The sequence below is a fragment of the Acidovorax sp. CCYZU-2555 genome, from assembly GCF_018413525.1.
GTDB lineage: Bacteria > Pseudomonadota > Gammaproteobacteria > Burkholderiales > Burkholderiaceae_C > Comamonas.
In genome coordinates this window covers 13,666-34,101 of the sequence record NZ_JAHCDD010000054.1, presented here as the reverse complement: position 1 = coordinate 34,101, position 20,436 = coordinate 13,666, and the positions used below count along the sequence as shown (strand labels likewise).

General features: G+C 64.0%; 25 protein-coding genes and 1 pseudogene. 11 read left to right on the top strand and 15 right to left on the bottom strand.

Annotated elements, in window-relative coordinates; genetic code table 11:
* Nucleotides 1-7: 7 nt before the first annotated feature.
* Nucleotides 8-184 carry a hypothetical protein gene (locus KHY18_RS18160; RefSeq protein WP_213303001.1) on the top strand — a complete coding sequence of 59 codons (177 nt, stop codon included), beginning with the start codon at nucleotides 8-10 and terminating at the stop codon, nucleotides 182-184.
* 628 nt (nucleotides 185-812) lie between these two features.
* Here the strand turns inward: KHY18_RS18160 and KHY18_RS18155 are convergent.
* Nucleotides 813-1,433, bottom strand: coding sequence for a hypothetical protein (locus KHY18_RS18155; protein ID WP_213302998.1), 621 nt, complete (start codon nucleotides 1,431-1,433; stop codon nucleotides 813-815).
* 234 nt (nucleotides 1,434-1,667) lie between these two features.
* Between KHY18_RS18155 and KHY18_RS18150 the strand changes: the two genes are divergently transcribed.
* Nucleotides 1,668-2,360: a hypothetical protein gene (locus KHY18_RS18150; protein ID WP_213302996.1), complete on the top strand. Its 693-nt coding sequence runs from the start codon at nucleotides 1,668-1,670 to the stop codon at nucleotides 2,358-2,360.
* A gap of 216 nt (nucleotides 2,361-2,576) precedes the next feature.
* On the opposite strand, the gene KHY18_RS18145 is transcribed toward KHY18_RS18150, so the two are convergent.
* Nucleotides 2,577-3,074: a P-loop nucleotide/nucleoside kinase family protein gene (locus KHY18_RS18145; protein WP_213302994.1), complete on the bottom strand. Its 498-nt coding sequence runs from the start codon at nucleotides 3,072-3,074 to the stop codon at nucleotides 2,577-2,579.
* Nucleotides 3,075-3,229: 155 nt separating this feature from the next.
* Between KHY18_RS18145 and KHY18_RS27445 the strand changes: the two genes are divergently transcribed.
* Nucleotides 3,230-3,484, top strand: a complete 255-nt coding sequence (locus tag KHY18_RS27445; RefSeq protein WP_213303032.1) for a TauD/TfdA family dioxygenase — start codon at nucleotides 3,230-3,232, stop codon at nucleotides 3,482-3,484.
* A 71-nt stretch (nucleotides 3,485-3,555) separates the two neighbouring features.
* Here KHY18_RS27445 and KHY18_RS18135 read toward each other — a convergent pair.
* From KHY18_RS18135 to KHY18_RS18085, 11 genes and pseudogenes are all read right to left on the bottom strand, one after another.
* A pseudogene (locus KHY18_RS18135) lies at nucleotides 3,556-3,972 on the bottom strand (ATPase); the annotation flags it as partial.
* Nucleotides 3,973-4,038: 66 nt separating this feature from the next.
* Entirely contained in the window at nucleotides 4,039-4,293 is a 255-nt protein-coding gene (locus KHY18_RS18130; protein ID WP_249729213.1) for a hypothetical protein, read from the bottom strand.
* Between the two features lie 117 nt (nucleotides 4,294-4,410).
* Nucleotides 4,411-5,397 (bottom strand): Bug family tripartite tricarboxylate transporter substrate binding protein, encoded by a 987-nt coding sequence (locus KHY18_RS18125; protein ID WP_213302992.1) that lies wholly within the window; start codon nucleotides 5,395-5,397, stop codon nucleotides 4,411-4,413.
* Nucleotides 5,398-5,468: 71 nt separating this feature from the next.
* On the bottom strand, nucleotides 5,469-6,410 hold the full coding sequence (locus KHY18_RS18120; RefSeq protein WP_213302990.1) for a dihydrodipicolinate synthase family protein: 942 nt from the start codon (nucleotides 6,408-6,410) through the stop codon (nucleotides 5,469-5,471).
* Between the two features lie 33 nt (nucleotides 6,411-6,443).
* Complete coding sequence (locus KHY18_RS18115; RefSeq protein WP_213302988.1) at nucleotides 6,444-7,115, bottom strand: amino acid ABC transporter permease; 672 nt, start codon at nucleotides 7,113-7,115, stop codon at nucleotides 6,444-6,446.
* A gap of 3 nt (nucleotides 7,116-7,118) precedes the next feature.
* A complete protein-coding gene (locus tag KHY18_RS18110) occupies nucleotides 7,119-7,799 on the bottom strand; it encodes an amino acid ABC transporter permease (RefSeq protein ID WP_213302986.1) in 681 nt (226 codons plus the stop codon).
* Nucleotides 7,796-8,536: an amino acid ABC transporter ATP-binding protein gene (locus tag KHY18_RS18105; RefSeq protein WP_249729212.1), complete on the bottom strand. Its 741-nt coding sequence runs from the start codon at nucleotides 8,534-8,536 to the stop codon at nucleotides 7,796-7,798. The genes KHY18_RS18110 and KHY18_RS18105 overlap by 4 nt, the downstream gene beginning before the upstream one ends.
* Nucleotides 8,536-9,387, bottom strand: coding sequence for a transporter substrate-binding domain-containing protein (locus tag KHY18_RS18100; protein ID WP_213302983.1), 852 nt, complete (start codon nucleotides 9,385-9,387; stop codon nucleotides 8,536-8,538). The genes KHY18_RS18105 and KHY18_RS18100 overlap by 1 nt, the downstream gene beginning before the upstream one ends.
* A gap of 40 nt (nucleotides 9,388-9,427) precedes the next feature.
* The gene (gene hydA / locus KHY18_RS18095) at nucleotides 9,428-10,903 is read right to left on the bottom strand and encodes a dihydropyrimidinase (RefSeq protein WP_213302980.1); all 1,476 of its coding nucleotides are present in this window, start codon (nucleotides 10,901-10,903) and stop codon (nucleotides 9,428-9,430) included.
* Nucleotides 10,904-10,913: 10 nt separating this feature from the next.
* Nucleotides 10,914-11,693, bottom strand: a complete 780-nt coding sequence (locus KHY18_RS18090; protein WP_213302974.1) for an SDR family oxidoreductase — start codon at nucleotides 11,691-11,693, stop codon at nucleotides 10,914-10,916.
* Between the two features lie 181 nt (nucleotides 11,694-11,874).
* Nucleotides 11,875-12,792 (bottom strand): LysR substrate-binding domain-containing protein, encoded by a 918-nt coding sequence (locus KHY18_RS18085; protein WP_213302971.1) that lies wholly within the window; start codon nucleotides 12,790-12,792, stop codon nucleotides 11,875-11,877.
* A gap of 117 nt (nucleotides 12,793-12,909) precedes the next feature.
* Between KHY18_RS18085 and KHY18_RS18080 the strand changes: the two genes are divergently transcribed.
* The 4 genes from KHY18_RS18080 to KHY18_RS18065 all read left to right on the top strand — a co-directional run bounded on the left by KHY18_RS18080 (nucleotide 12,910) and on the right by KHY18_RS18065 (nucleotide 16,395).
* The gene (locus tag KHY18_RS18080) at nucleotides 12,910-13,569 is read left to right on the top strand and encodes an aspartate/glutamate racemase family protein (RefSeq protein ID WP_213302968.1); all 660 of its coding nucleotides are present in this window, start codon (nucleotides 12,910-12,912) and stop codon (nucleotides 13,567-13,569) included.
* Nucleotides 13,570-13,574: 5 nt separating this feature from the next.
* Nucleotides 13,575-14,990 (top strand): FAD-binding oxidoreductase, encoded by a 1,416-nt coding sequence (locus KHY18_RS18075; RefSeq protein WP_213302965.1) that lies wholly within the window; start codon nucleotides 13,575-13,577, stop codon nucleotides 14,988-14,990.
* 57 nt (nucleotides 14,991-15,047) lie between these two features.
* On the top strand, nucleotides 15,048-15,827 hold the full coding sequence (gene yghU / locus KHY18_RS18070) for a glutathione-dependent disulfide-bond oxidoreductase (RefSeq protein ID WP_213302962.1): 780 nt from the start codon (nucleotides 15,048-15,050) through the stop codon (nucleotides 15,825-15,827).
* Nucleotides 15,828-15,951: 124 nt separating this feature from the next.
* Complete coding sequence (locus tag KHY18_RS18065; protein WP_213302958.1) at nucleotides 15,952-16,395, top strand: GNAT family N-acetyltransferase; 444 nt, start codon at nucleotides 15,952-15,954, stop codon at nucleotides 16,393-16,395.
* Between the two features lie 57 nt (nucleotides 16,396-16,452).
* Here the strand turns inward: KHY18_RS18065 and fos are convergent, their stop codons facing one another.
* Complete coding sequence (gene fos / locus KHY18_RS18060) at nucleotides 16,453-16,875, bottom strand: fosfomycin resistance glutathione transferase (RefSeq protein ID WP_213302956.1); 423 nt, start codon at nucleotides 16,873-16,875, stop codon at nucleotides 16,453-16,455.
* A 68-nt stretch (nucleotides 16,876-16,943) separates the two neighbouring features.
* On the opposite strand from fos, the gene KHY18_RS18055 reads away from it, so the two are divergent.
* Nucleotides 16,944-17,465: a GNAT family N-acetyltransferase gene (locus KHY18_RS18055; protein WP_213302954.1), complete on the top strand. Its 522-nt coding sequence runs from the start codon at nucleotides 16,944-16,946 to the stop codon at nucleotides 17,463-17,465.
* A 9-nt stretch (nucleotides 17,466-17,474) separates the two neighbouring features.
* A complete protein-coding gene (locus KHY18_RS18050; protein WP_213302952.1) occupies nucleotides 17,475-17,699 on the top strand; it encodes a glutathione S-transferase family protein in 225 nt (74 codons plus the stop codon).
* Between the two features lie 11 nt (nucleotides 17,700-17,710).
* Here KHY18_RS18050 and KHY18_RS18045 read toward each other — a convergent pair whose 3' ends face one another.
* Nucleotides 17,711-18,319, bottom strand: coding sequence for a TetR/AcrR family transcriptional regulator (locus KHY18_RS18045; RefSeq protein ID WP_213302950.1), 609 nt, complete (start codon nucleotides 18,317-18,319; stop codon nucleotides 17,711-17,713).
* Nucleotides 18,320-18,465: 146 nt separating this feature from the next.
* Here KHY18_RS18045 and KHY18_RS18040 point away from each other — a divergent pair, with 146 nt between their 5' ends.
* Nucleotides 18,466-19,521 (top strand): sugar phosphate isomerase/epimerase family protein, encoded by a 1,056-nt coding sequence (locus KHY18_RS18040; RefSeq protein ID WP_213302948.1) that lies wholly within the window; start codon nucleotides 18,466-18,468, stop codon nucleotides 19,519-19,521.
* A 30-nt stretch (nucleotides 19,522-19,551) separates the two neighbouring features.
* Nucleotides 19,552-20,436 carry an alpha/beta fold hydrolase gene (locus KHY18_RS18035; protein WP_213302945.1) on the top strand — a complete coding sequence of 295 codons (885 nt, stop codon included), beginning with the start codon at nucleotides 19,552-19,554 and terminating at the stop codon, nucleotides 20,434-20,436.

Sequence of the window (20,436 nt, the reverse complement as noted above, 5' to 3'; positions counted from 1 at the left end):
GTGTTGGATGAACCCATTGAATCCCGTCTATGCCGTGCTCGCCGCCTGCGCCTTGCTCACGGCCTGTGGTCCCAAGCCCGGTGAACCGGCTGCGCCTGCCCCTGTGCAACATCCCGAGAACTCGCTCAACGGCTCGACGCCAGTGCCTGATGCGCCCGTGGTCGCCGATCCGGCGGCGAAGTAGGCTTTGACGGGCTGGCTGCAAAATGGGTGCATTACCTGTCGTGGTCGGCCTGCTGCTCCAATAACAGTCCGGTGCCCAAGAAGGCCACTGTTTTTCGGTATTTCGGTCTGACTTTCAAATGCCGGCCCTTCGTCGGGCTCTCAAGAAGCAGTTTTTTGTCAACTAAATCAATGAATTAGAGGGCGGTCGATTTTGGCAGACGGCGACAAAACAGTGACCCATTTGTGGTGAGCCTCCCTGGCCGGGCGCGTCGCACCATGAACGGCCTGTGCTCATGACTTGAGCTCAGGCCGTTCATCCTTCGACAGGCTCTCAAGAAACAGCGTTTCTCGTCAAATAAATCAATGACTTAGAAGGTGGTCGATTTTTGTAAACGGCGACCAAACAGTGACCCGTTCGTGGTGAGCCTGTCGAACCATGAACGGCCCATCCTCATGACTTGAGAGCGGGCCGTTCATCCTTCGACAGGCTCAGGACGAACGGATTTTTAACGCCCGCTGTTTCTTTTGAACGCCTTGCGAGACCTTGGCTCGCTTGCCTCACTCAGAGCGAACGGTGGTTGGAGCGTTGCGGAAAACGCCGTTCGGCGGGAGCTAGGTCCGGGTATTCAGATGCCTTTTTCCATGCATCATGGGCTCCGGGAACTCCCTGGCGTCCGGTCCGCCGTCTCAATGAGCGCGTCAAACAATGCAAGGCAATAGCGATCGGTCTTCAATGACAGCGGCGCCGTCTCTTGCCGTTGATCTGCGTTGAACACCAGCCGCCCAGGCGCCAGGCTTTCCAGCAATAGATACCAGCGTCGCAATGGCGCATACAGTTGCAAATGGGTTTCGAAATTGCTGCGCCGTCGCGTGCCGTCATTGGCTTTCTGCGCGCGCACCACATGCTCGGGCGGTTCGAGAAATGCAATCCTGTCCGCGAAACCCAGCTGCTTTTGCGCGATATGCGCGCGCGTGGACACCACGTTGGCCAGCCACTCCTCGCGCGTGCCTTTGCCAACCTGCCATAGACACCAGCCGTAGTGGATCTTCAAGGGATCGGTGTCGAAGCAGACCGCGCCATGTGTGCGTTCGGGTTCCAATTCCCGCAGCCAGCGCTCGCTGTGCCTGTCGCTCCAGAAACGGCCCACGGCGGCGATATCTGCAGTGGCGGCTGGGCTGGCCGTATTTTCTTCAACGATTGCTGGTGCGTATTGCGTGGCCCAACGGGTTTTTCCTGCGGCGCTGACGCCTTCTGCGACGATGATCACGGAGGAATGATACGGTCGCGTGGCTCTCGAAAACGCCTGCACGGATACATGGATCATCAGCAACCGTGCTCCGGGTTTCGTTCTTCGCTGCTGCCAAGATCTGTGTTTTGATAACGCGGTTCAAGGCTATCAGGTGGTGCTGTGCATAGTTAACGAAATTTCTAACAAGAAAAAGCCTACACTGCGAGAGGATGAGTAAAGAATGAGTTATTGCCTTATTAAAGAAGTAGATTTATGAATTTTTTCGAAACGTCGATAGATGCCAAAAACATAAGTGGTTCACTGACGCTGGATGCGCTAAGGGATGAGTTGAATAGCGCACTTTCTCAATCCATGACGTGGTGTATGCCGGATGATAAACAGCGTACCGTATCCAATGCAATGCGCTCCAGCCACTTTTGCTATATGGCTGGTAAATGCCTCACTAAGCTCGCCCCGGGGCTCGGAAGGCTGCGTCACATCAGTTTTAACGATAAAGACATTAAACGCGAATCAGGGGAGTGGTTGTTGGATGCTCTGGTTGCGGAGTGTGATGTCGACGCTTTTGGTGCAGAGGGAGTGGTGACAAAAATCCATGTGGCGATGGAGTGTGAAAGCTCGACCGCGATGAAGGATTTTGTGATCGACTTCAGTAAGCTCCTACACGTAAAGTCGGAGGCAAAGATTTACTTGCAGGGTTTGAATCAACGCCATGAGCCATCGGCGCGCGCGTTTATGGCTGAACGTCTGAAAATGGCATCCAGATACATCAAGCAAATTGACCCAGTTTCAGATTGGTATTTTGGTTTTTGGCCTTCTCCATTAGCTTTAAAAATAGACGCGGATGACCGTTCTCTATGGGCAAATATTGGTGATGAGAAAAACAGTCATTTGATGGGGGTTAAACTTTACAAGTTTAACGGCAAGGAGTTTGCAGACCAAGGTTAAGGAATTTTCTACCATCAACGACGTGGCTGCTTTTTCTCTAGAACTGCAAAAAATCCCATATGAACGGCTGGGATGCTCCACAACGCCTAGTCGTTGTTCTAAGTGTCGGCACACCCGTCCGGAAAGGCTGCGACTCCGCTTGGCTGGCCCATAGCACCCTCAATGGCGAAACGATCTGTCTTCGCAACTTAGCCGGCCGGCCCTGGCCTTGTTGTCCTAGTTATGGCGCACGATCACAAACCCTTCCTCGGCAGACGGCGCCACAAAATGGCGGGTAATCAAGTCGAACTGTGCGTCGGAGGTCTCATAAGGGTGGTCTCCTGATGCGTTTCTGCTGCGCAATCGCGCCTTGCACACGCTGTCGGAGATATCCAGAAAGTGCAGACGGTGCGCTGCGCCGGCGCGCTCGAAAATATCGCGTGCCCAACGGCGCGTGTCTGGCGTGTTGGCCGGGAAGTCGAGTACCACCGACACTCCGCAGCGCAGCAAAGCCTCGATGTGCGGCGCCATTGCTGCGCGCAGCCGGGCCGCGCAGCGCGCGTAGTCCGCTATGGCGAGAATCTCATTGGGGTATAGGCGGGACAGCCAATCGTCCTCGTTGATGCGCACGGTGCCAGACGCCTGGGCGAGCCGCTGGGCCAGCGTTGACTTTCCTGAGGCAATTTTTCCGCACAGCATGTGCAGCACGGCGGGCGGGGTTGCCAATGGGTTCATCTGATCTCCTGTGGTCTGAAAGCCCCCGGAGACAGAAAAAACCCGCCTCGTGGGGCGGGTTGCTGGTGCTGCTCAGGCCGCGCGCCAACCCACCATCCAATGGATGGTGCGAATAATCGACACGATGTGCGAGCGGGCCATGCGAAAAAGCATAGCTGCATTCGGCGCACCAGGCAACTGCATGTGCGGCAGACCCAGCGAGTATTTCGATCGTTCGGCGTCCTCGAGTTGGTAACCGCTGTCGGCATGAAGCCAGATGCCGCCATCGCTGGCAGACCGGCGATCTGATCGCCTGGGACAACCGCTGCACCCATCATCTGGCACTGACCGACTACGACATCAATAAGCTGCGCATCATGTGTCTGACGACCTTGCTGAGGGCGCAGTGCCGCCGGCGTCTGGATGCGTAAGAACTGAAGCGAGGTCGCACCGGCTGTCCTTCAGCGGGAGGAATGCCGGCGCTGCTGGCCGGAGCGGCGCTTCAGGAGAAGGTCTTCCAAAGGTCAGTCGCCAGGAACCAGGGGTTGATGATGCTGGTCTCCAATCGGATGGTGTCGAAATCGATCACCTCGGCCAGCAGCTTGTGCTTGGCGCCCGAGTTGTCAAAGATATAGGCACGATGCGCCACCTCGCAGGCTTCGGTCATAAGCGCGATGGACTTGTGATATCGATCGATGACTTTTTCGCCTGGTACCGGGTGACCGCCTTGCAGCACGCGCCGGTGCACCCGGTCGATGTTGATGGCGGGGTCGTCGGTCGCAACGAAGTATAGATAGATGCGATAGCCGCGCGCCCGGGCTTCTCGCATGAAGTCGATCTTCGAGCGGTGCGACATCACAGTCTCGAAGGTGAAGGTTTTGCCTTCTTCGAGCAGCTCCTGGCGTACCGCTTGGGTCCTGCAAGAACACGAAGGCGCGGCTGGGCAGGTTTGGCGGTCTTGGCCGTCGGTGCTGCGTGAGCGACCTTACTTGACACGCTTGAGGATAGTGCCAGGCTTGACGCGCTTGCCAAGCGGAACGTTCATGATGAACGTTTCGCTGCCGTCGAGCCTGCGCTCGACGATCTGGCCTCTGGCGGTCTTTAGAGTGACCGCGCCGGTATGTTTGAGTGCCGTCCGGTATGCATCATGACCTGCCTTCGCGGCCATCGCCGGAATGCGTCGCTCGGCGATCTGCATTCCGCGTTCGGTCTGAATGGTCTGGTGGGTCTTGGTGGACATGAGAGTGGAGCAAAACGGTTGTCTTGAGTCTATCAGCAAGCGGTCCGGCATGCCACCTTGGCGCTGGCGAGCGATCTCATGCAGGAAGTCTGGCAGTGCTCTGAACCGCCAACTGCCTCACTGCCCTATCGCTCCCGCCCCGCCCAGCTGCGCCACCACCGGCTTCCACTTCGCGGCCTCGGCCTTCACATAGGCCGAAGCCGCGGCATCGCCGATATGCAGATCGGCAAAGATTCCCTGCTCGGCCAGCGTGGCGGCCATGGCCGGCGTGCCCATCACGGCCTTGGTGGCGTCTGCCAGCGCCTTCTTCACCGCTTCCGGCGTGCCGCGCGGCACGGCCACCACGTTCCACAGCATGGCGTCGAAAGGCAAGGCCAGATCGGCGGACTCGGCGATGGTGGGAATGTCGGGCGCCAGCGCCAGGCGCTGGGGCGTGGCGACACCGACGATATGCATGCGCCCGCTGCGGTGAAACGGCAGCATCACGCCCAGCGTGCCCACGGCCATTTCGATCGCGCCGCCCATCAGGTCCTGCATCGCCGGGCCCGTGCCCTTGTAAGGGATGTGCACCATGGGCGCGCCGGTCTGCTGCTTGAAGCGCTCCACGGCCACATGCATCAAGGTGCCCGTGCCCGGCGAGCCGTAGTTGTACTTGCCGGGGTTGTGCCTGGCGGCGATGGCCAGCGTCTTGAGCGTCTTGGGCATGGACGGACCCACGGCGAAGGCGATGGGCGCGCCGCCGAGAACGCCTATGTAATCGAAGTCGTCGGCGGCGCTGTAGCGCGGCTTGGGCTCGGTGAGGTTGTAGAGTGCATGGGTCGAGGCGGTGGCGAACAGCAGCGCGTAGCCGTCGGCCGGGCTGTTCTTGACATCGAGGCTGCCCAGCGCGCCCGAGGCGCCGCCCTTGTTTTCGACGACCACGGTCTGGCCCAGCTGCTTGCCCAGGGCTTCGGCGTAGAAGCGCGCGAAGCCGTCGACCGGGCCGCCGGGCGGAAACGGCACGACCATGCGCAGGGTTCTGGCCGGGTAGGCCTGGGCGCGGGCCGGCAAGGTGGTGGCGAGGGTGGCGGCGCTGGAAGCTTGCAGAAAGTATCGGCGTTGCATGGTCACTCCTGGAATCGCCAGCCCGCAGGCGCTGGTCGGGGTTGAAAAAGAGGGCGGGCGGCCCGCGCGGCTCAGAGCCCGCGTTCGCGCAGTGCGTTCTCCTGGCGTGCGATCAGGCGGCCGAGTTCGGCCATGTCGATGGCGTTGAGAACGGGGCCCGGGCGGCGCACGTAGGCCGAGCGGATCGCGCCGCGGCGCTTGAGCGTTTCCTTGCGCAGCGCCAGGCCCAGGCCGTACTGGAACTCGTGGCGCAGCAGCGGCAGATAAAGGTTGAACAGGTCTTCGGCTGCGTCGCCGCGGCCCTGGTCGAACAGCGCGCAGGCCTGGACCAGCATTTCGGGATAGGCAAAGCCGGTCATCGCGCCGTCGGCGCCGCGCAGCATTTCCTGGGGCAGGAACAGGCCGCCGTTGCCGACCAGCACGCTGATGCGCCGCAGGCCGTCGGCAAGGCTTTGGCTGCGCACTTCGCTGAGCTTGCGCATGCCGGGGAAGTCTTCGTGCTTGAGCATCACGATCTGCGGGAAATCGGCGATCAGCTGGAGGATCACGGCCACCGACATGTGCACGCCGGTGACCTGGGGGAAGTCCTGCAGGCAGATCGGAACGTCGGGGCCCAGCAGCTGGGCCATGCCCGCGAAGTAGTTGTAGATCTGCTCGTCGGTCTTGAGATTGGCGACGGGCGCGATCATCACGCCGGCCGCGCCCTGGTCCATCGCGGTCTTGGACAGGCGTTCGACATGGCGGTTGGACGCATGGCTCACGCCCACCACCACCGGAACGCGGCCGTCAATGCGCCGCAGCACGCGGTCCATCACCGCGAGCGTCTCTTCTTCGGTGAGCTTGGGCGCCTCGCCCATCATGCCCAGGATGGTGAAGCCGGTGACGCCCTTGTCGAGGTAGAAGTCGGTGAGGCTGTCGGTGCTTTCGAGGTCCAGCGCGCCGTCGTCGGTGAACGGCGTGGCGGCGATGATGTAGACGCCCTTGGTGGTCTCGCTGATCTTTTTGGCAGTCATTGGTTTCCTTTGGAGAGAGGTTTTGGGGGCCGCTCAGCGGCGCGCGCGCCGGTGCTCGAGTCGGCCCAGCCAGCGGGTCAGCGGCCACAGCAGCGCGAGGTACATCAGCGCGGCCAGAATCACGGGCGAGGGGTTGTAGACCAGCGATTGCGCGTCGCGCGCGGCGCGCATCAGTTCGGGCATGGCCACGACGCTGGCGATGCTGGTCAGCTTGACGATTTCGATGCCGTTGCCCACCAGGTCGGGGAACACGTTGCGCACGGCCTGCGGGATCACCACCAGGCGAATCGCCTGCAGGTGGGTGAGTCCGGTGGAGCGCGCGGCTTCCATCTGGCCCTTGGCCACGCCTTGCAGTCCGGCGCGGAACACTTCGGCGTAGTAGCTCGCGTTGTTCAGCACAAAGGCCAGCGCCACGGCGGCGACCTTGCCCAGCTCCAGGCCCAGGAACGGGCCGCCGAAGTAGACCAGGATCAGCAGCACCAGCGGCGGAAACGCGCGAAAGAAGTCGATGTAGGCGATGATGGTCCAGCGCAGCCAGCGGCGGCGCGACTGCGTCAGGCCCAGCGCGAGCAGCAGCCCGGCCGCGGCGCCCAGCGGAATCACCAGCGCCGACAGCCAGATGGTGGTCCACAGGCCATTGAGCAGGTGCGGAAACACCGCCGCATAGACTTCGAGATTGAAGAAGTTTTGAATCAGGCTTTCCACGGTCTACCTCTGCTGCCAGTGTTGTTCGAGCCAGCGCGAGAAAACGACCAGCGGCAAGAAGACGATCAGGTAGGCGAGCGCGGCCATCATCAGCGGCGTGGGGTTGCCCGAATGGCTGCTCGCCCCCTGGGCGTTGTTGAGGATTTCGTTGAGCGCAACGACCGAGCCCAGCGCGGTGTTCTTGGTGATCGAGATCACGCGGTTGGTCAGCGGCGGCAGCGCGCGGCGCAGGGCCTGGGGCAGAACGACCAGGCGCATCGCCTGCCACCAGCGCATGCCGGTGGAGCGCGCGGCTTCGAGCTGGCCGGAATGCACGGCCGAGATGCCGGCCCAGATGCTTTCCTCGGCATAGGCCGCAAGCACCAGCGACAGCGACAGCCAGGTGACGGCGAACGCCGACAGCGGCAGGCCCAGCGCGGGCAGCCCGAAATACAGCACGATCAGCACCACCAGCGGCGGCAGCGAACGCATGATGTCGGCAAAGGCGATGATGGGCAGCGTGAGCACGCGGCTGCCGAGCGCGCGCGCGATCGCCAGCAGCAGGCCCAGCAGCGTGCCGGTCACGACCACGGCCAGGCCCACGCCCACAGTCATCACCGCGCCCGAGGCGATCACGGGCCAATATTGCCGGGCCACCTCCGCGTTGAAGAAGGTGAACAGGAAACCGCTTTCTGCGCCCGTCATGTGAGTCGGCTCCCGTAGCGCGCCAGAAAGCTTTGCGTGCGCGGCTCGCGCGGGTGCTCGAACATCTCGGCGGCCGTGCCTTGCTCGACCACCACGCCGCCGTCCATGAAGACCACGCGGTCGGCCGCGGCATGGGCGAAGGCCATTTCATGCGTCACGACCAGCATGGTCATGCCGCGCAGGCGCAGGTCGCGCATCACGTTGAGAACGTCTTCCACGAGTTCGGGATCGAGCGCACTCGTGGGTTCGTCGAACAGGATCACCTTGGGCTTGAGCGCCACGGCGCGCGCAATGCCCACGCGCTGCTGCTGGCCGCCGGAGAGCTCGCTGGGGAAGGCCTGGGCCTTGGCGCCCAGACCCACCTGCTCCAGCGCTTCGCGCGCCAGCGCATGGGCTTGGGCCTTGGGACGGTTTTGCACATTGCGCAGCGCGAGCGCGACGTTGTCGAGCGCGTTGAGATGCGGGTACAGATTGAACTGCTGGAACACCATGCCCACGTCCTGGCGCAGGCGGTTGATGTCGACCACGGCCGACGTCACCTGGTGGCCGTTGGCCAGGATGGTGCCGCTGGTCGGCGTCTCCAGCAGGTTGCAGCAGCGCAGCATGGTGCTCTTGCCCGAGCCCGAAGGCCCGATCACGCACACCAGCTCGCCGGCGTTCACCTCCAGGTCGACGCCGCGCAGCACCACGTTGTCGCCATAGGACTTGTGCAGTCCGGAAATTTCAAGAATGGGCATCAGGCGCACTTGGGGGTCACAGGGGTGGCGTCATAGCCTTCGGTGCCGGGAACGCCGGTGCCGGGGGCGATCTTCACGGCGGCATCGTCTGCGCCGGGCTGGAAGCCGAACCACTTCACGGCCAGCTTGGCGACGGTGCCGTCTTTCTTCATGCACTTGAGCGCGTTCGAGGCAGCGTCGCGGCCGGCCTTGTCGTCGGCGCGGAAGGGCAGGGCCCATACCAGGCCGGTCTTGATGGTGTAGCTGGTCTTCAGATTGGGGTTCTGCTTGGCGGCCCAGGCGACGACGGTGGTGCCGGCCAGGTTGTAGTCGGCGCGGCCCGATTGCACGGCCTGCACGGCGTCGGCATTGGCGCCGTAGACATCGAACTTGAAGCCGTACTTGGCGGCGTTGTCGCGTGCCCAGCCTTCGTAGTTCGAGCCCTTGTTGACGGCCACGGTCTTGCCCTTGAGGTCTTCGAGCTTGGCGATGGCCGGCGCGGCGTTGGTGCCCAGGAACGTGTAGTCGGTGTCAAGATAGCCTTCGGTGAACAGCAGCGACTTGGCGCGCTCTGGCGTCACGGTGACGGGAGCGACCAGGAAGTCGTAGCGCTTGCTGTTGAGGCCGGGAACCAGGCCGGAGAACTCGGCGCCTTCGATTTCAATCTTGCGGCCCAGGCGCTTGGCGAGTTCCTCGCCGAGATCGACATTGAAGCCTTGCACGCCGCCGCCGAGCTTGGCCATGGCATGGGGTGCGAACGTCGCGTCGACAGCGGTGCGCAGCGGCGCCTGCGCCATGGCGGCCGTGGAGGCCAGGGCCAGCAGCGCGCAGGGCAGGGCGCGCAGGCCGGAGAACTTGGAAGTGGATGTCATGGGGGAACTCCTGAAGAGATCGAAAAAGAAGAAAGGGATTTCAGTCGCGGCGCTGCAGGCCCACGAGTTCGCTGAAGCGGCCGCGTTCGAGCGACGGCGTGGGTCGGCTGGCCAGCGGGTCGGGACGGCCACGGGCGATGTATTGGCCCGTTCCGCGTTCCACCTGCAAGGCGTTGTCGCGCACGACACAGCGGCCACGGCTGAACACCTGCTCGGGCCAGCCTTGCAGCACCCGGCCTTCATAGGGCGTGTAGCCCACGTTGTCGTGCAGCATCGCGGCATTCACGCAGACGCTGCGCTCGGGGTCCCACAGCACGATGTCGGCGTCGGCGCCCACGGCGATCGCGCCCTTGCGCGGCGCCAGGCCGTACATGCGTGCATGGTTGGTGGCCGTGAGGGCGACGAATTCCTCGATGCTGATGCGACCCTTCATCACGCCTTCGGAGAACAGCAGCGGCAGGCGCAGCTCTATGCCGGGCACGCCGTTGGCCATTTCCTTGAACGTGGTGGCATCGCCCTTGGGCAGCTTGCCGGTTTCGTCGAAGCGGTAGGGCGCGTGGTCCGATGAGTAGACGCCCAGCGTGCCGTCCTTGAGGCCGTCCCAGACCGCTTCCTGCGAATCGACATCGCGCGGCGGCGGGCTGCAGCAGAACTTCGCACCTTCGACGCCGGGCAGATCGCTGTCGTCGGCTTCGAGAAACAGATACTGCGGGCAGCTTTCGGCATAGACCGCGGCGCCGAGCTGGCGCGCATTGCGAATCACCTCCACGGTCTCGCGGCCGGCCACGTGCACGATCAGCACCGGCACATCGGCCAGGCGCGCCAGCGCGATCGCGCGGTTCGTGGCTTCGGACTCGGCGAGCTTGTCGTGCGCCACGGCATGGAACTTGGGCGCGACATGGCCGCGCTCGAGCAGGCGGTGGGCGATCCAGCGGATCATGTCGTGGTTCTCGGCGTGCATCATGATCAGCGCGCCTTCCTCGCCGGCCACGGCCATCACTTCGAGCAGCTGGTAGTCGTCGAGCTTGAGCTTGTCGTAGGTCATGTAGACCTTGAGCGACGTGATGCCGTCGCGTATCACTTTGGGCAGGTGCTCGCGCAGCGCGGTCTCGTCGGGGTTGGTCAGGATCAGGTGGAAACCGTAGTCGATCACAGCCTTCTCGGCCGCGAGCCGCGAATACGACTGCACCACTTCGGGGATCGAATCATTGCGGTGCTGGGCCGCGAACGACAGGATGGTGGTCGTGCCGCCGAACGCCGCCGAGACGGTGCCCGAGTAGAAGTCGTCGGCGCACATCACGCCCATGCCCGAAAGCTGTTCGATGTGGCAGTGGCTGTCGATGCCGCCGGGCAGCACCCAGCGGCCGCTGGCGTCTATGTCCTGGGTGCCTGGAGGCAGATTGGGGGCGATCGCGACGATCACCCCGTCGCGCACGCCTATGTCGGCGTGGAAGGTGCGATCGGCATTGCTGATGCGGCCGTTGCGTATCGTGAGGTCGAAAGAAGCTGGGGTCATGGCGTGCAGACTAGAAAGTGCCGGGGTAGGAACCGCCATCGAGCAGCAAGTTCTGGGCCGTGATGAAACCGGCCTGGGCGCTGCACAGGAAGGCGCAGGCATCGCCGAACTCATGCGGCTGGCCGAAGCGCCCGGCCGGGTTGGCGGCGCGGCGCTGCGCCAGCACTTCGGCTTCGGGCTGGCCGTTGTCCTTGGCCCATTGGCGCGCGGTCTCGAGCAGGCGGTCGGTCTCGAACGGGCCGGGCAGCAGGTTGTTGATGGTGACGTTGTGCGCCACGTTCTTGCGCGCGATGCCGGCGACAAAGCCGGTGAGGCCCGAGCGCGCGCCGTTCGACAGGCCCAGGATGTCGATGGGCGCCTTCACGGCCGACGAGGTGATGTTGACGATGCGGCCGAAGCGCCGCTGCACCATGCCGCCCAGCGTGGCGCGGATCATCTCTATGGGCGCAAGCATGTTGGCGTCGAGCGCCGCGATCCAGGTGGCGCGGTCCCAGTCCTCGAAGTGGCCGGGCTTGGGGCCGCCCGCATTGTTCACCAGGATGTCGGGCGCAGGGTGGGCGGCCAGCGCCGCGGCCCGGCCTTCGGGCGTGGTGATGTCGGCCACCACGGCATGCACCAGCACACCGTAGGTGCGGCGGATATGCTCGGCGGTGTCTTCGAGGGTGTCACGGCCGCGCGCCAGCAGCGTCAGGCCCACGCCTTCGGCGGCCAGCGATTCGGCGCAGGCCCGGCCCAGGCCCCGGCTGGAAGCGCAGACCAGCGCGTGGCGGCCTTCGAGTCCTAGCTTCATGCCGCCACCTCGCTTGGGTGGACGGGGGACTCAGTGCTGGAAAGAGGGGGTGCGCAACGGGCGCTGTGAAGGCGGGTGCAAAGCATGGGGAGCGGCCTTGGATGCGTTGAAGTTGCATCCATTATTCCGAGCGCTCCCACGCATGTCGCGTGACACTTTGACCGTCGTCATTAACATCATGTTAATGATCTTGGTCGGAAATGCGAAAGCCTTCGCGCTCCATCACGTGCTGCAATACCTCGACGAACGCCTGGGCGGGCTGCGACATGGGCTCGGTGCGCAGCCGCACCAGCGTGGCCTTGAGCACGGGCGCGTTGAGCACCGGGCGCACCACGAACTTGCTCGCGGTCCAGCTGTTGGCCGAGAATTCGTCGACCAGCGCAATGCCCGCGCCGGCCTGCACCAGCGCGCAGGCGTTCTGCGGCGAGCCGGCCTCGATGGCGGCGCGCGCGGTCTCGCCCACGGCGGCGAACAGCGCATGCACCATGGCGCCGAACGGCGATTCGCGGTCGTAGGCGATCAGCGGAAACGGCAGCAGATCGGCCACCGTGAGCGTGGCGCGCCGCGCCAGCGGGTGGTTGTAGGGGCAGATGCATACCAGGCGGCCGCTGCCCAGCTCCTCCATTTCGAGATTCGGGTGGCTGACCGGCAAGATGGTCAGCGCCAGATCGGCCTGGCGGTTGAGCAGGCGCTCGGTCAGCGGCGCATGGCCCAGATACTGGAAGGTCAGCTTGACCTGCGGATTGCTGTGGCGGAACTCGGCCATGGCCAGCGGAATCAGCGCCTGGCCCACGCTGGGGCTGGCCACGAGGTTCAGTATGCCTTCCTGGTGTTCGCTGAGTTCGCGCGCCAGCTCGTTCACGCGCTTGACGCCCGCATAGACCAGTTCGACTTCATGGAACAGCTTTTTGGCTTCGGGCGTGGCGAACAGCCGCCCGCGTATGCGCTCGAACAGCGGAAAGCCCACGCGCGCCTCGGTGTGCGACAGCAGGCGGCTCACGGCGGGCTGGGAAACGAACAGCAGCTGCGCCGCGCCGCGGATGGAGCCGGTGATCATGACGGCGCGGAAAACTTCGATCTGGCGGAGATTGAATGCCATGGTGTACGCGCTAACGAATAACAAGGTGTTAATGATGACGCATGAATTGGCAAGTGTCCAAGTCGCCTTGCGCTTCTACACTCGCCCAAGTTTCTCCACGCTTGCACAAGGCAGCCCATGCGCGACACGCTTTACGTCATCAATCCCAACAGCAGCCAGGCCGTCACCGCCGGCATAGACACCGCCATGGCGCCGCTGCGCCGCGCGGGCGGCCCGCGCATCGAATGCGTCACGCTGGCCGACGGCCCGCCGGGCGTGCAGACCCAGCAGGATGTCGATCGCGCCGCGCTGTCGGTGCTGCGCTTTGCGCAGGAGCACCAGGAAAGCGCCGCGGGTTTCATCACCGCCTGCTTCAGCGACCCGGGCCTGCACATGCTGCGCGAAATGCCCGGCACGCTGTCGCTGGGCATCAGCGAATGCGGCGCGCTAACGGCCCTTACGCTGGGCCAGCGCTTTGGCGTGGTCGCCATTTTGCAGGGCTCGATCGCACGCCACTGGCGCAACTGGGGCGCGATGGGCATCACGCAGCGCGTCGCGGGGGAAGTCGCCATAGGCCGCGGCGTGGCCGCGCTGGCCGACCATGACGCGACGCTCTCGGCCATGGTCGCCGCAGGCCTCCAGCTGCGCGACGAGCAGGGCGCGAACGTGCTGCTGATGGGCTGCGCGGGCATGGCCGCGTACCGCGAACCGCTGCAGGACGCCACGGGTCTGCCCGTGGTCGAGCCCACGCAGGCCGCGGTGTCGATGGCGCTGGGGCGCATTCAACTGGGCTGGTGAGCGCCATGGGCAATCTGCACCCCCGGCTGCTGCTGCGCCTGCATGCCGCGGTGGGTGACGCCGGCCTGATCGCAGACAGCGAAGCCAAGGCGCCGTACGAAAGCGACTGGCTGGGGAAGTGGACCGGCCGCAGCAGCATCGTCGTGCGGCCCGCGAGCACCGCCGAGACCGCGGCCGTGATGTGCATCTGCCACGAGACGCATACGCCCGTGGTGACCCAGGGCGGCAACACCGGCATGAGCGGCGGCGCCACGCCCGACGGCAGCGGCGCGCAGGTGGTGCTGAGCACGGTGCGCATGAACCGCATCCGCGCCATCGATCCGCTCAACAACACGCTGACCTGCGAGGCCGGCGTATTGCTGGCCCACATCCAGGCCGCGGCCCAGGAGGTCGACCGCTTCTTTCCGCTGAGCCTGGGCTCCGAAGGCAGCTGCACCATTGGCGGCAACCTCGCGACCAATGCCGGCGGCATCGGCGTGCTGCGCTACGGCAACGCCCGTGAACTCACGCTGGGCCTGGAAGTCGTGCTGCCCGATGGCCGCGTGTGGCACGGCCTGCGCGCGCTGCGCAAGGACAACACCGGCTATGACCTGCGCGATCTGTTCATAGGCTCCGAAGGCACGCTGGGCGTGATCACCGCCGCGGTGCTGAAACTTTCGCCACGCCCCGTGGCACGCGCCACGGCCTGGGTCGGCGCACGCGATATCGATGCGCTGGTGGCCCTGCTGGCGCAGCTGCGCTCCCACTGCGGCGAGCGGCTGGTGGCCTTCGAGATGATGTCGGCGCCGTCGCTGGCGCTGATCCTGGAACATGTGAGCGATGTGCGCGCGCCGCTGGCCGGTGACCACGCGTTCCACGCGCTGATCGAGCTGGCCGACACCCAGGGCGAGGGCCTGGCCGCGCTGCTCGAAACCAGCCTGGAACAGGCGCTGGAAAACGACAGCGTGCAGGATGTGGCGGTGGGCCTCAGCGGCGTGCAGACGCAGGCCTTCTGGAAGATACGCGAAGGCATCTCGCAGGCGCAGATGCGCGCGGGCAAGGCCATCAAGCACGATATCGCGCTGCCGATTTCGGCGATCGCCGACTTTGTGCACGCGGCCGATGCCGCGCTGCGTGCGCTGCAGCCCGGAGTGCGCATCATCAATTTCGGCCATCTGGGCGACGGCAATCTGCACTACAACGTGCTGCTGCCGCTGGACACGGCGCCCGAAGCGATGGCCGCCACCACCAGCCAGTTCAATCGCATCGTGCACGACCTGGTCGCCGCCGCCGATGGCTCCATCAGCGCCGAACACGGCGTGGGCCAGCTGCGCCGCGACGAGATGCGCCACTACAAGTCGGAAGTCGAGTTTGATTTGATGATGCGCATCAAGCAGTCGCTCGACCCCAACCAGATCATGAACCCGGGGAAGCTGGTCTGAGCGCTGCACGCCGCGGCCATCCGTTCTATCCTATGCGGTCAACTGAAGGAACATCGCATGGAACAAAACCCCTCCGAACAGCCCAAGGTCTGGACCCCGCCGCCCGCCCTGGGCGGGCGCTTCGGCAACATCAACCGGCCCACGGCCGGCGCCCAGTTCACGCAGGAGCTGGCGCGCGGCGACAAGCCCTTGCAGCTGTACTCGATGGAGACGCCCAATGGCGTCAAGGTGGCCATACTGCTGGAGGAACTCGCGGCCCTGGGTGTTGCGGGGGCGGCCTACGATGCGCACCGCATCGACATCATGAAAGGCGAGCAGTTCGGCAGCGGCTTTGTCGCGATCAATCCCAACTCCAAGATTCCCGCGCTGGTCGACCAGAGCGAAACACCGGCGCTGCCGATCTTCGAGTCCGGCGCCATCCTGCTGTATCTGGCCGAGAAGTTCGGGCACTTTCTGCCCACCGGCGCGCAGCGCGCGCAATGCCTGTCATGGCTGTTCTGGCAGATGGGCAGCGCGCCGTATCTGGGCGGCGGCTTCGGGCATTTCTATGTCTATGCGCCCGAGAAGATCCAGTACGCGATCGATCGTTTCACCATGGAAACCAAGCGCCAGCTGAGCGTGCTCGACAACCAGCTGCAGGACAACGAGTACCTTTGCGGCAGCGAGTACACGATTGCTGATATCGCGATCTGGCCCTGGTACGCGGGTGTCGCGCTGGGCCGGGTGTACAACGCGGCGGAGTTTCTCGATGCGCAGGCTTATCCCCATCTGCTGCGCTGGGCGCACCAGGTCGATGCACGGCCGGCGGTGCAGGCGGGGCGCGCGCTGTTCAAGTGAGGGTGCAGGCGGGCGCTGGTGCCTGGCGCCGGCGTCTGCGCGGCATCGGCAGATTGAATCTGCCGCCAATCGAACGAGAGCACGGGGATCAAAGGGGCGCTATGACCAGTTTGGAGAGTTCAAGATGAAGGCAAGAGATGCGGTGGACTCCGACGCTGGAAATATTGCGAATCTATTGGAGCAACTAGGCTATTGCGCTTCAGAGGAATTGGTGCGGGAAAAGATACGGCTTCTGGCTTCAAGCGCCATGGACGCAGTCGTTGTGGTGGAAAACGCCGACGTTATCGTGGGTGTAATCAGCCTGCACGTCTTTGAGTTGTTTCATCAGGTCGGACGAATAGGGCGTATCACCTCTTTGGTCGTCAGTGAAAACGCTCGGGGCAAGGGCGTTGGGGCATTGCTGGTTTCCAAAGCGGACACCTTTTTCTGCCAGCTGAATTGTGAGCGTGCGGAAGTCACCAGCGGCGACCACAGAGCCGCAGCCCACCAGTTCTATCAAAACCAAGGCTATGCGCCAGATGAACGCCGCTTCATCAAGCGGTACCAGATGTTGGATGGTGACAAGTAAGCTGGCGCAGTGCCATTCGCTCGCCAGCGGAAGTCGATGGCCACCCGGATTGAAAATTCACTGCGCCTTGGCGTCAAAAAATTCCATGTCCGCATAGGGCTGGGCACGGCATTTGGCGAGACGGGAAGCCAAGCTTCCCACATGGGCTTCGAGCTTGTGACCGTCCGGGTCGAGAAAGTAGAACGAGTCGCCTTCACTGCCATTGATCTTCCATTCGGGCACTCCCAGCCCACGCAGCCTGGCAACAAAAGCGCCGAAATCTGCTTGTGAGATCGAGAAGGCATAGTGCGTGTACTCCGGCAAGGGAAGCGGCGATCTGCTTGCGTCCACAGACAGGCACAGCCATAAACTGCCAAGTTCAAGATATGCACCAGTTTTCCAGCGCGCGGCAAGCGTGAAGCCCAGCCGGTCTTGGTAGAAGACAACGCTGCGTTCCAGGGACTCGACGGCCAGCGTCAGGTGGTTTATTCCGGTCAGCATTCTTTCGTTTCTCTTGTGGTCGGTGGTATGGGGCAGGCGCAGTTTCTCGAAACAGGAGGGTAGGGGATATGTCAAACCCAGACCGTACGTCGAATGTTCATGATGCACGCGTTGCGAGAATGTGGCATCAGCATCTGCCTGCTCCGCATGGCGGGGTATCGAACTCGCATGTCTTTCGGCCCGTGCGCGGCCAGGATGGTCCCGCGATTGCCATGATTTCGCAGCGCGCGTTTCTTGGCGGGCCGGATGAAGCATCCGAAAACGATTTTCTCGGAAAAGTTTCGGCGATCCTGGGTGGGCGCTACGGTCGCTTCATGGACACCGCTTCGTTGGTTCATGAGTCGTCTTCGGGTGCTCTGGACGCAGCCCTGCTGATCACGGACTACTTGCCCTACGCCTGTCCTGTGATTGCATTGGTCGTCGTTGAAAAAGCGGCGCAGCAACGTGGCGTCGCCACCGCACTGTTGTTGCACAGCCTTGCCGTATTGCACCAGGCGGGTCAGAGCCAGTGCTGCGCGCGTATCACGCAGGGCAATCTGGCTTCCGAGCGCCTGTTTCAAGGCTGCGGTTTTGTTCCCGTCTTGGAGTGAGGCCTTGCCGTGCACCAGTTGCAGGGCAACGAACACCTCTGCGGCAGCGACTGCACGACTGCCTTCATCGCTATCTGGCCGTGGTGCGTGGGTGTCGCGCTGGGCCGGGTGCACAACGCGGCGCAGTTTCTCGATGCAAAGGCCTGTCCGAATCTGCTGCGCTGTTCAAGTGAGAACCCGCGCGGATGCGTGGCGCGCGCAACGTTCACTGCCACCCAGCTCATGAGGGCTTAAGAGGCCTTGGGTCAATGCGTGGCTGGGCTCAACGCCTGGTCCAGCACCCCCATGGCGATCTCTGAGGCCGCGAGCAGGCGCGGGCGCGATACGCCGTCGCGCGCCTGCACCGAGATGCCGTGCAGCTGCGTGGCATAGAAGTCGCCCAGGGCCTGCACATCGGTGGTTTCGCGCAGCTGGCCCGCGTCTTTTGCGCGCTGCAGGCGGTCGATGATGGACTGCGTGCGCTGGCGGCGGTGGCCCGCCAGCCAGGCGGCGACTTCCTCGTTTTCCTGCGCGAAATTGATTGCCGCCATGACCACCATGCAGCCCTGGGGCCGACCGGGCTCGGTATAGACCGTGGCCGCATCCAGCAGCATGCGCGCGATGGCGTCGCGCACCTGCGTTTCTTCGGCCAGGGCGCGATCGGCGAAGCAGCCGGCGCCCGACTCATAGCGCTGCACGGCCTCGCGGAACAGCGCCTGCTTGCTGCCGAAGGCCGCATAGATGCGCGCCGAAGCAATGCCCAGGGCCTGGACCAGGTCCGCCATGGACGTGCCTTCGTAGCCGCGCTGCCAGAACGCCAGCATGGCGCGCTCCAGCGCCTGGTCGCGGTCGAATTCCCTGGGTCTTCCGGCCATGTGTGTTGTCCTCTTCAAAAGTCAGTGCGGCATCTTAGCGGCGTGCCATCGACGGCGCCGCGCGCCGGGTTTGCAAAAACGGCGTCGCTTGCGTGATACCATTCTTTGTCGATCAACAAAGAATACATCAACCCAAGGAAAATCACATGCAGACCATCAAGGGCCCTAGCCTTCATCTCGCGCAATTCGCCGACGACAAGGCACCATTCAATTCACTGGAAGACATCGCGCGCTGGGCCGCGGGCGTGGGCTTCAAGGCCTTGCAGATTCCCGCCTGGGACCTGCGCCTGTTCGACGTGGCCACGGCCGCGCAAAGCCAGACCTACTGCGACGACGTCACCGGCATGCTGGCCTCGCACGGCCTGGTGGCCAGCGAGCTGACCACGCACATCTTCGGCCAGCTCGTCGCCGTGCACCCCGCCTACGACGCCATGTGCGACAGCTTCGCTCCCGAGGCCTTGCGCGGCAATCCGGCGGCGCGAACTGCCTGGGCGCTGGAGCAACTCAAGCTCTCGGCCAGCGCCTCGCGCCGCATGGGGCTCACGGACATGGGCACGTTCTCGGGCTCGTTCGTCTGGCCCTATCTGTTTCCGTTCCCGCAGCGCCCGGCCGGTCTGATCGAGACCGCGTTCGAGGAGCTCGCACGCCGCTGGCGCCCCATCCTGGATGCCTGCGACGCGCAGGGCGTGAACCTCTGCTACGAGATTCACCCCAGCGAAGACCTGCACGACGGCACAAGCTTCGAGCGTTTCCATGAATTGGTAGGCCAGCATCAGCGCTGCAAGATCCTGTTCGATCCCAGTCACTTCGTGCTGCAGCAGCTGAACTACCTCGACTACATCGACATCTACCGCGAGCACATCCGCATGTTCCATGTGAAGGATGCGGAGTTCCTGCCCAGCGGGCGCCAGGGTATCTACGGCGGCTACTCGTCGTGGCTCGATCGCGCCGGGCGCTTTCGCTCGCTGGGCGACGGGCAGGTGGACTTCAAGGCCATCTTCTCCAAGTTCGCCCAGTACGACTTCCAGGGCTGGGCCTCCCTGGAGTGGGAGTGCTGCCTCAAGGACCAGGAAGACGGCGCACGCGAAGGCGTGGACTTCATCAATCGCCACATCATTCGCGTGACCGACAGGATCTTCGACGACTTCGCCGGCGCACCCGTCAATCAGCGCCAGATCAACGCCATGCTCGGCATCGCCTGAGCGCCCTCGCATCCCGATTCGGACCCCAAAATGAACGCTATCCCTTCGACTCTCGCGCCCGCGCAGGACGCTTTTTCCCACGACTATGTGCGCATCGATGGCCACCGCATCCACTGCGTCACGGCCGGGCAGGGCGCGCCCGTGCTGCTCATTCCGGGCTGGCCGCAGACCTGGTATGCCTGGCGCCATGTCATGCAGGCGCTGGCCGCGCAGGGCTTTCAGGCGATTGCCGTCGATCCGCCCGGCACGGGTTTCTCGGACCGGCCCGACACGGGCTACGACACGGGCGCCATCGCGCAGACGCTGCACCGCACCATGCTGGCGCTGGGCCATGCGCGCTACCAGGTAGCAGGCCACGACGTGGGCATGTGGGTTGCCTATGCGCTGGCCAGCGACCAGCCCCAGGCCGTGCAGTCGCTGGCGCTGACGGAGGCGGTGATCCCCGGCCTGGCGCCCGAGCCCAGCATCTTCGCGCCGCCCGAGCAGAACATCTTCCTGTGGCATTTCATGTTCAACCAGCTCGCCGATCTGCCCGAGACCTTGATTGCGGGCCGTGAACGCGCCTACCTGGAATTCATGTTCAACCGCTGGTCGCTGCGGCGCGACCGTGTGGCCGTCGATGTCTATGTCGATGCCTACTCGGCGCCCGGCGGGCTGCGCGGCGGTTTTGCCTACTACCGCGCGATTCCCGAGACCATGCGCCAGAACCGCGAACGCGCGCAGCGCGCGCTCACCATGCCGGTGCTGGCCATAGGCGCCGAGCACGCCACCGGCGATGCGCCCCTGGTCACGCTGCGCGGCCATGCCGACGATCTGTGCGGCGTGATCGTGCCGGACTGCGGCCACTTCATCATGGAGGAGGCCGCCCAGCCCTTCATCGCGGCACTGCTGCCTTTCCTGCAAAGGACGCTGTGA

Coding starts and splice junctions, on each gene's coding strand:
- KHY18_RS18100 (WP_213302983.1), bottom strand. CDS start 9,387: ATGACATCCACTTCCAAGTTCTCCGGCCTGCGCGCCCTGCCCTGCGCG.
- KHY18_RS18130 (WP_249729213.1), bottom strand. CDS start 4,293: ATGTCCACCAAGACCCACCAGACCATTCAGACCGAACGCGGAATGCAG.
- KHY18_RS18160 (WP_213303001.1), top strand. CDS start 8: ATGAACCCATTGAATCCCGTCTATGCCGTGCTCGCCGCCTGCGCCTTG.
- KHY18_RS18150 (WP_213302996.1), top strand. CDS start 1,668: ATGAATTTTTTCGAAACGTCGATAGATGCCAAAAACATAAGTGGTTCA.
- KHY18_RS18055 (WP_213302954.1), top strand. CDS start 16,944: ATGTCAAACCCAGACCGTACGTCGAATGTTCATGATGCACGCGTTGCG.
- KHY18_RS18065 (WP_213302958.1), top strand. CDS start 15,952: ATGAAGGCAAGAGATGCGGTGGACTCCGACGCTGGAAATATTGCGAAT.
- fos (WP_213302956.1), bottom strand. CDS start 16,875: ATGCTGACCGGAATAAACCACCTGACGCTGGCCGTCGAGTCCCTGGAA.
- KHY18_RS18145 (WP_213302994.1), bottom strand. CDS start 3,074: ATGAACCCATTGGCAACCCCGCCCGCCGTGCTGCACATGCTGTGCGGA.
- KHY18_RS18110 (WP_213302986.1), bottom strand. CDS start 7,799: ATGACGGGCGCAGAAAGCGGTTTCCTGTTCACCTTCTTCAACGCGGAG.
- KHY18_RS18120 (WP_213302990.1), bottom strand. CDS start 6,410: ATGACTGCCAAAAAGATCAGCGAGACCACCAAGGGCGTCTACATCATC.
- KHY18_RS18040 (WP_213302948.1), top strand. CDS start 18,466: ATGCAGACCATCAAGGGCCCTAGCCTTCATCTCGCGCAATTCGCCGAC.
- KHY18_RS18105 (WP_249729212.1), bottom strand. CDS start 8,536: ATGCCCATTCTTGAAATTTCCGGACTGCACAAGTCCTATGGCGACAAC.
- KHY18_RS18035 (WP_213302945.1), top strand. CDS start 19,552: ATGAACGCTATCCCTTCGACTCTCGCGCCCGCGCAGGACGCTTTTTCC.
- yghU (WP_213302962.1), top strand. CDS start 15,048: ATGGAACAAAACCCCTCCGAACAGCCCAAGGTCTGGACCCCGCCGCCC.
- KHY18_RS18125 (WP_213302992.1), bottom strand. CDS start 5,397: ATGCAACGCCGATACTTTCTGCAAGCTTCCAGCGCCGCCACCCTCGCC.
- hydA (WP_213302980.1), bottom strand. CDS start 10,903: ATGACCCCAGCTTCTTTCGACCTCACGATACGCAACGGCCGCATCAGC.
- KHY18_RS18045 (WP_213302950.1), bottom strand. CDS start 18,319: ATGGCCGGAAGACCCAGGGAATTCGACCGCGACCAGGCGCTGGAGCGC.
- KHY18_RS18085 (WP_213302971.1), bottom strand. CDS start 12,792: ATGGCATTCAATCTCCGCCAGATCGAAGTTTTCCGCGCCGTCATGATC.
- KHY18_RS18075 (WP_213302965.1), top strand. CDS start 13,575: ATGGGCAATCTGCACCCCCGGCTGCTGCTGCGCCTGCATGCCGCGGTG.
- KHY18_RS18080 (WP_213302968.1), top strand. CDS start 12,910: ATGCGCGACACGCTTTACGTCATCAATCCCAACAGCAGCCAGGCCGTC.
- KHY18_RS18090 (WP_213302974.1), bottom strand. CDS start 11,693: ATGAAGCTAGGACTCGAAGGCCGCCACGCGCTGGTCTGCGCTTCCAGC.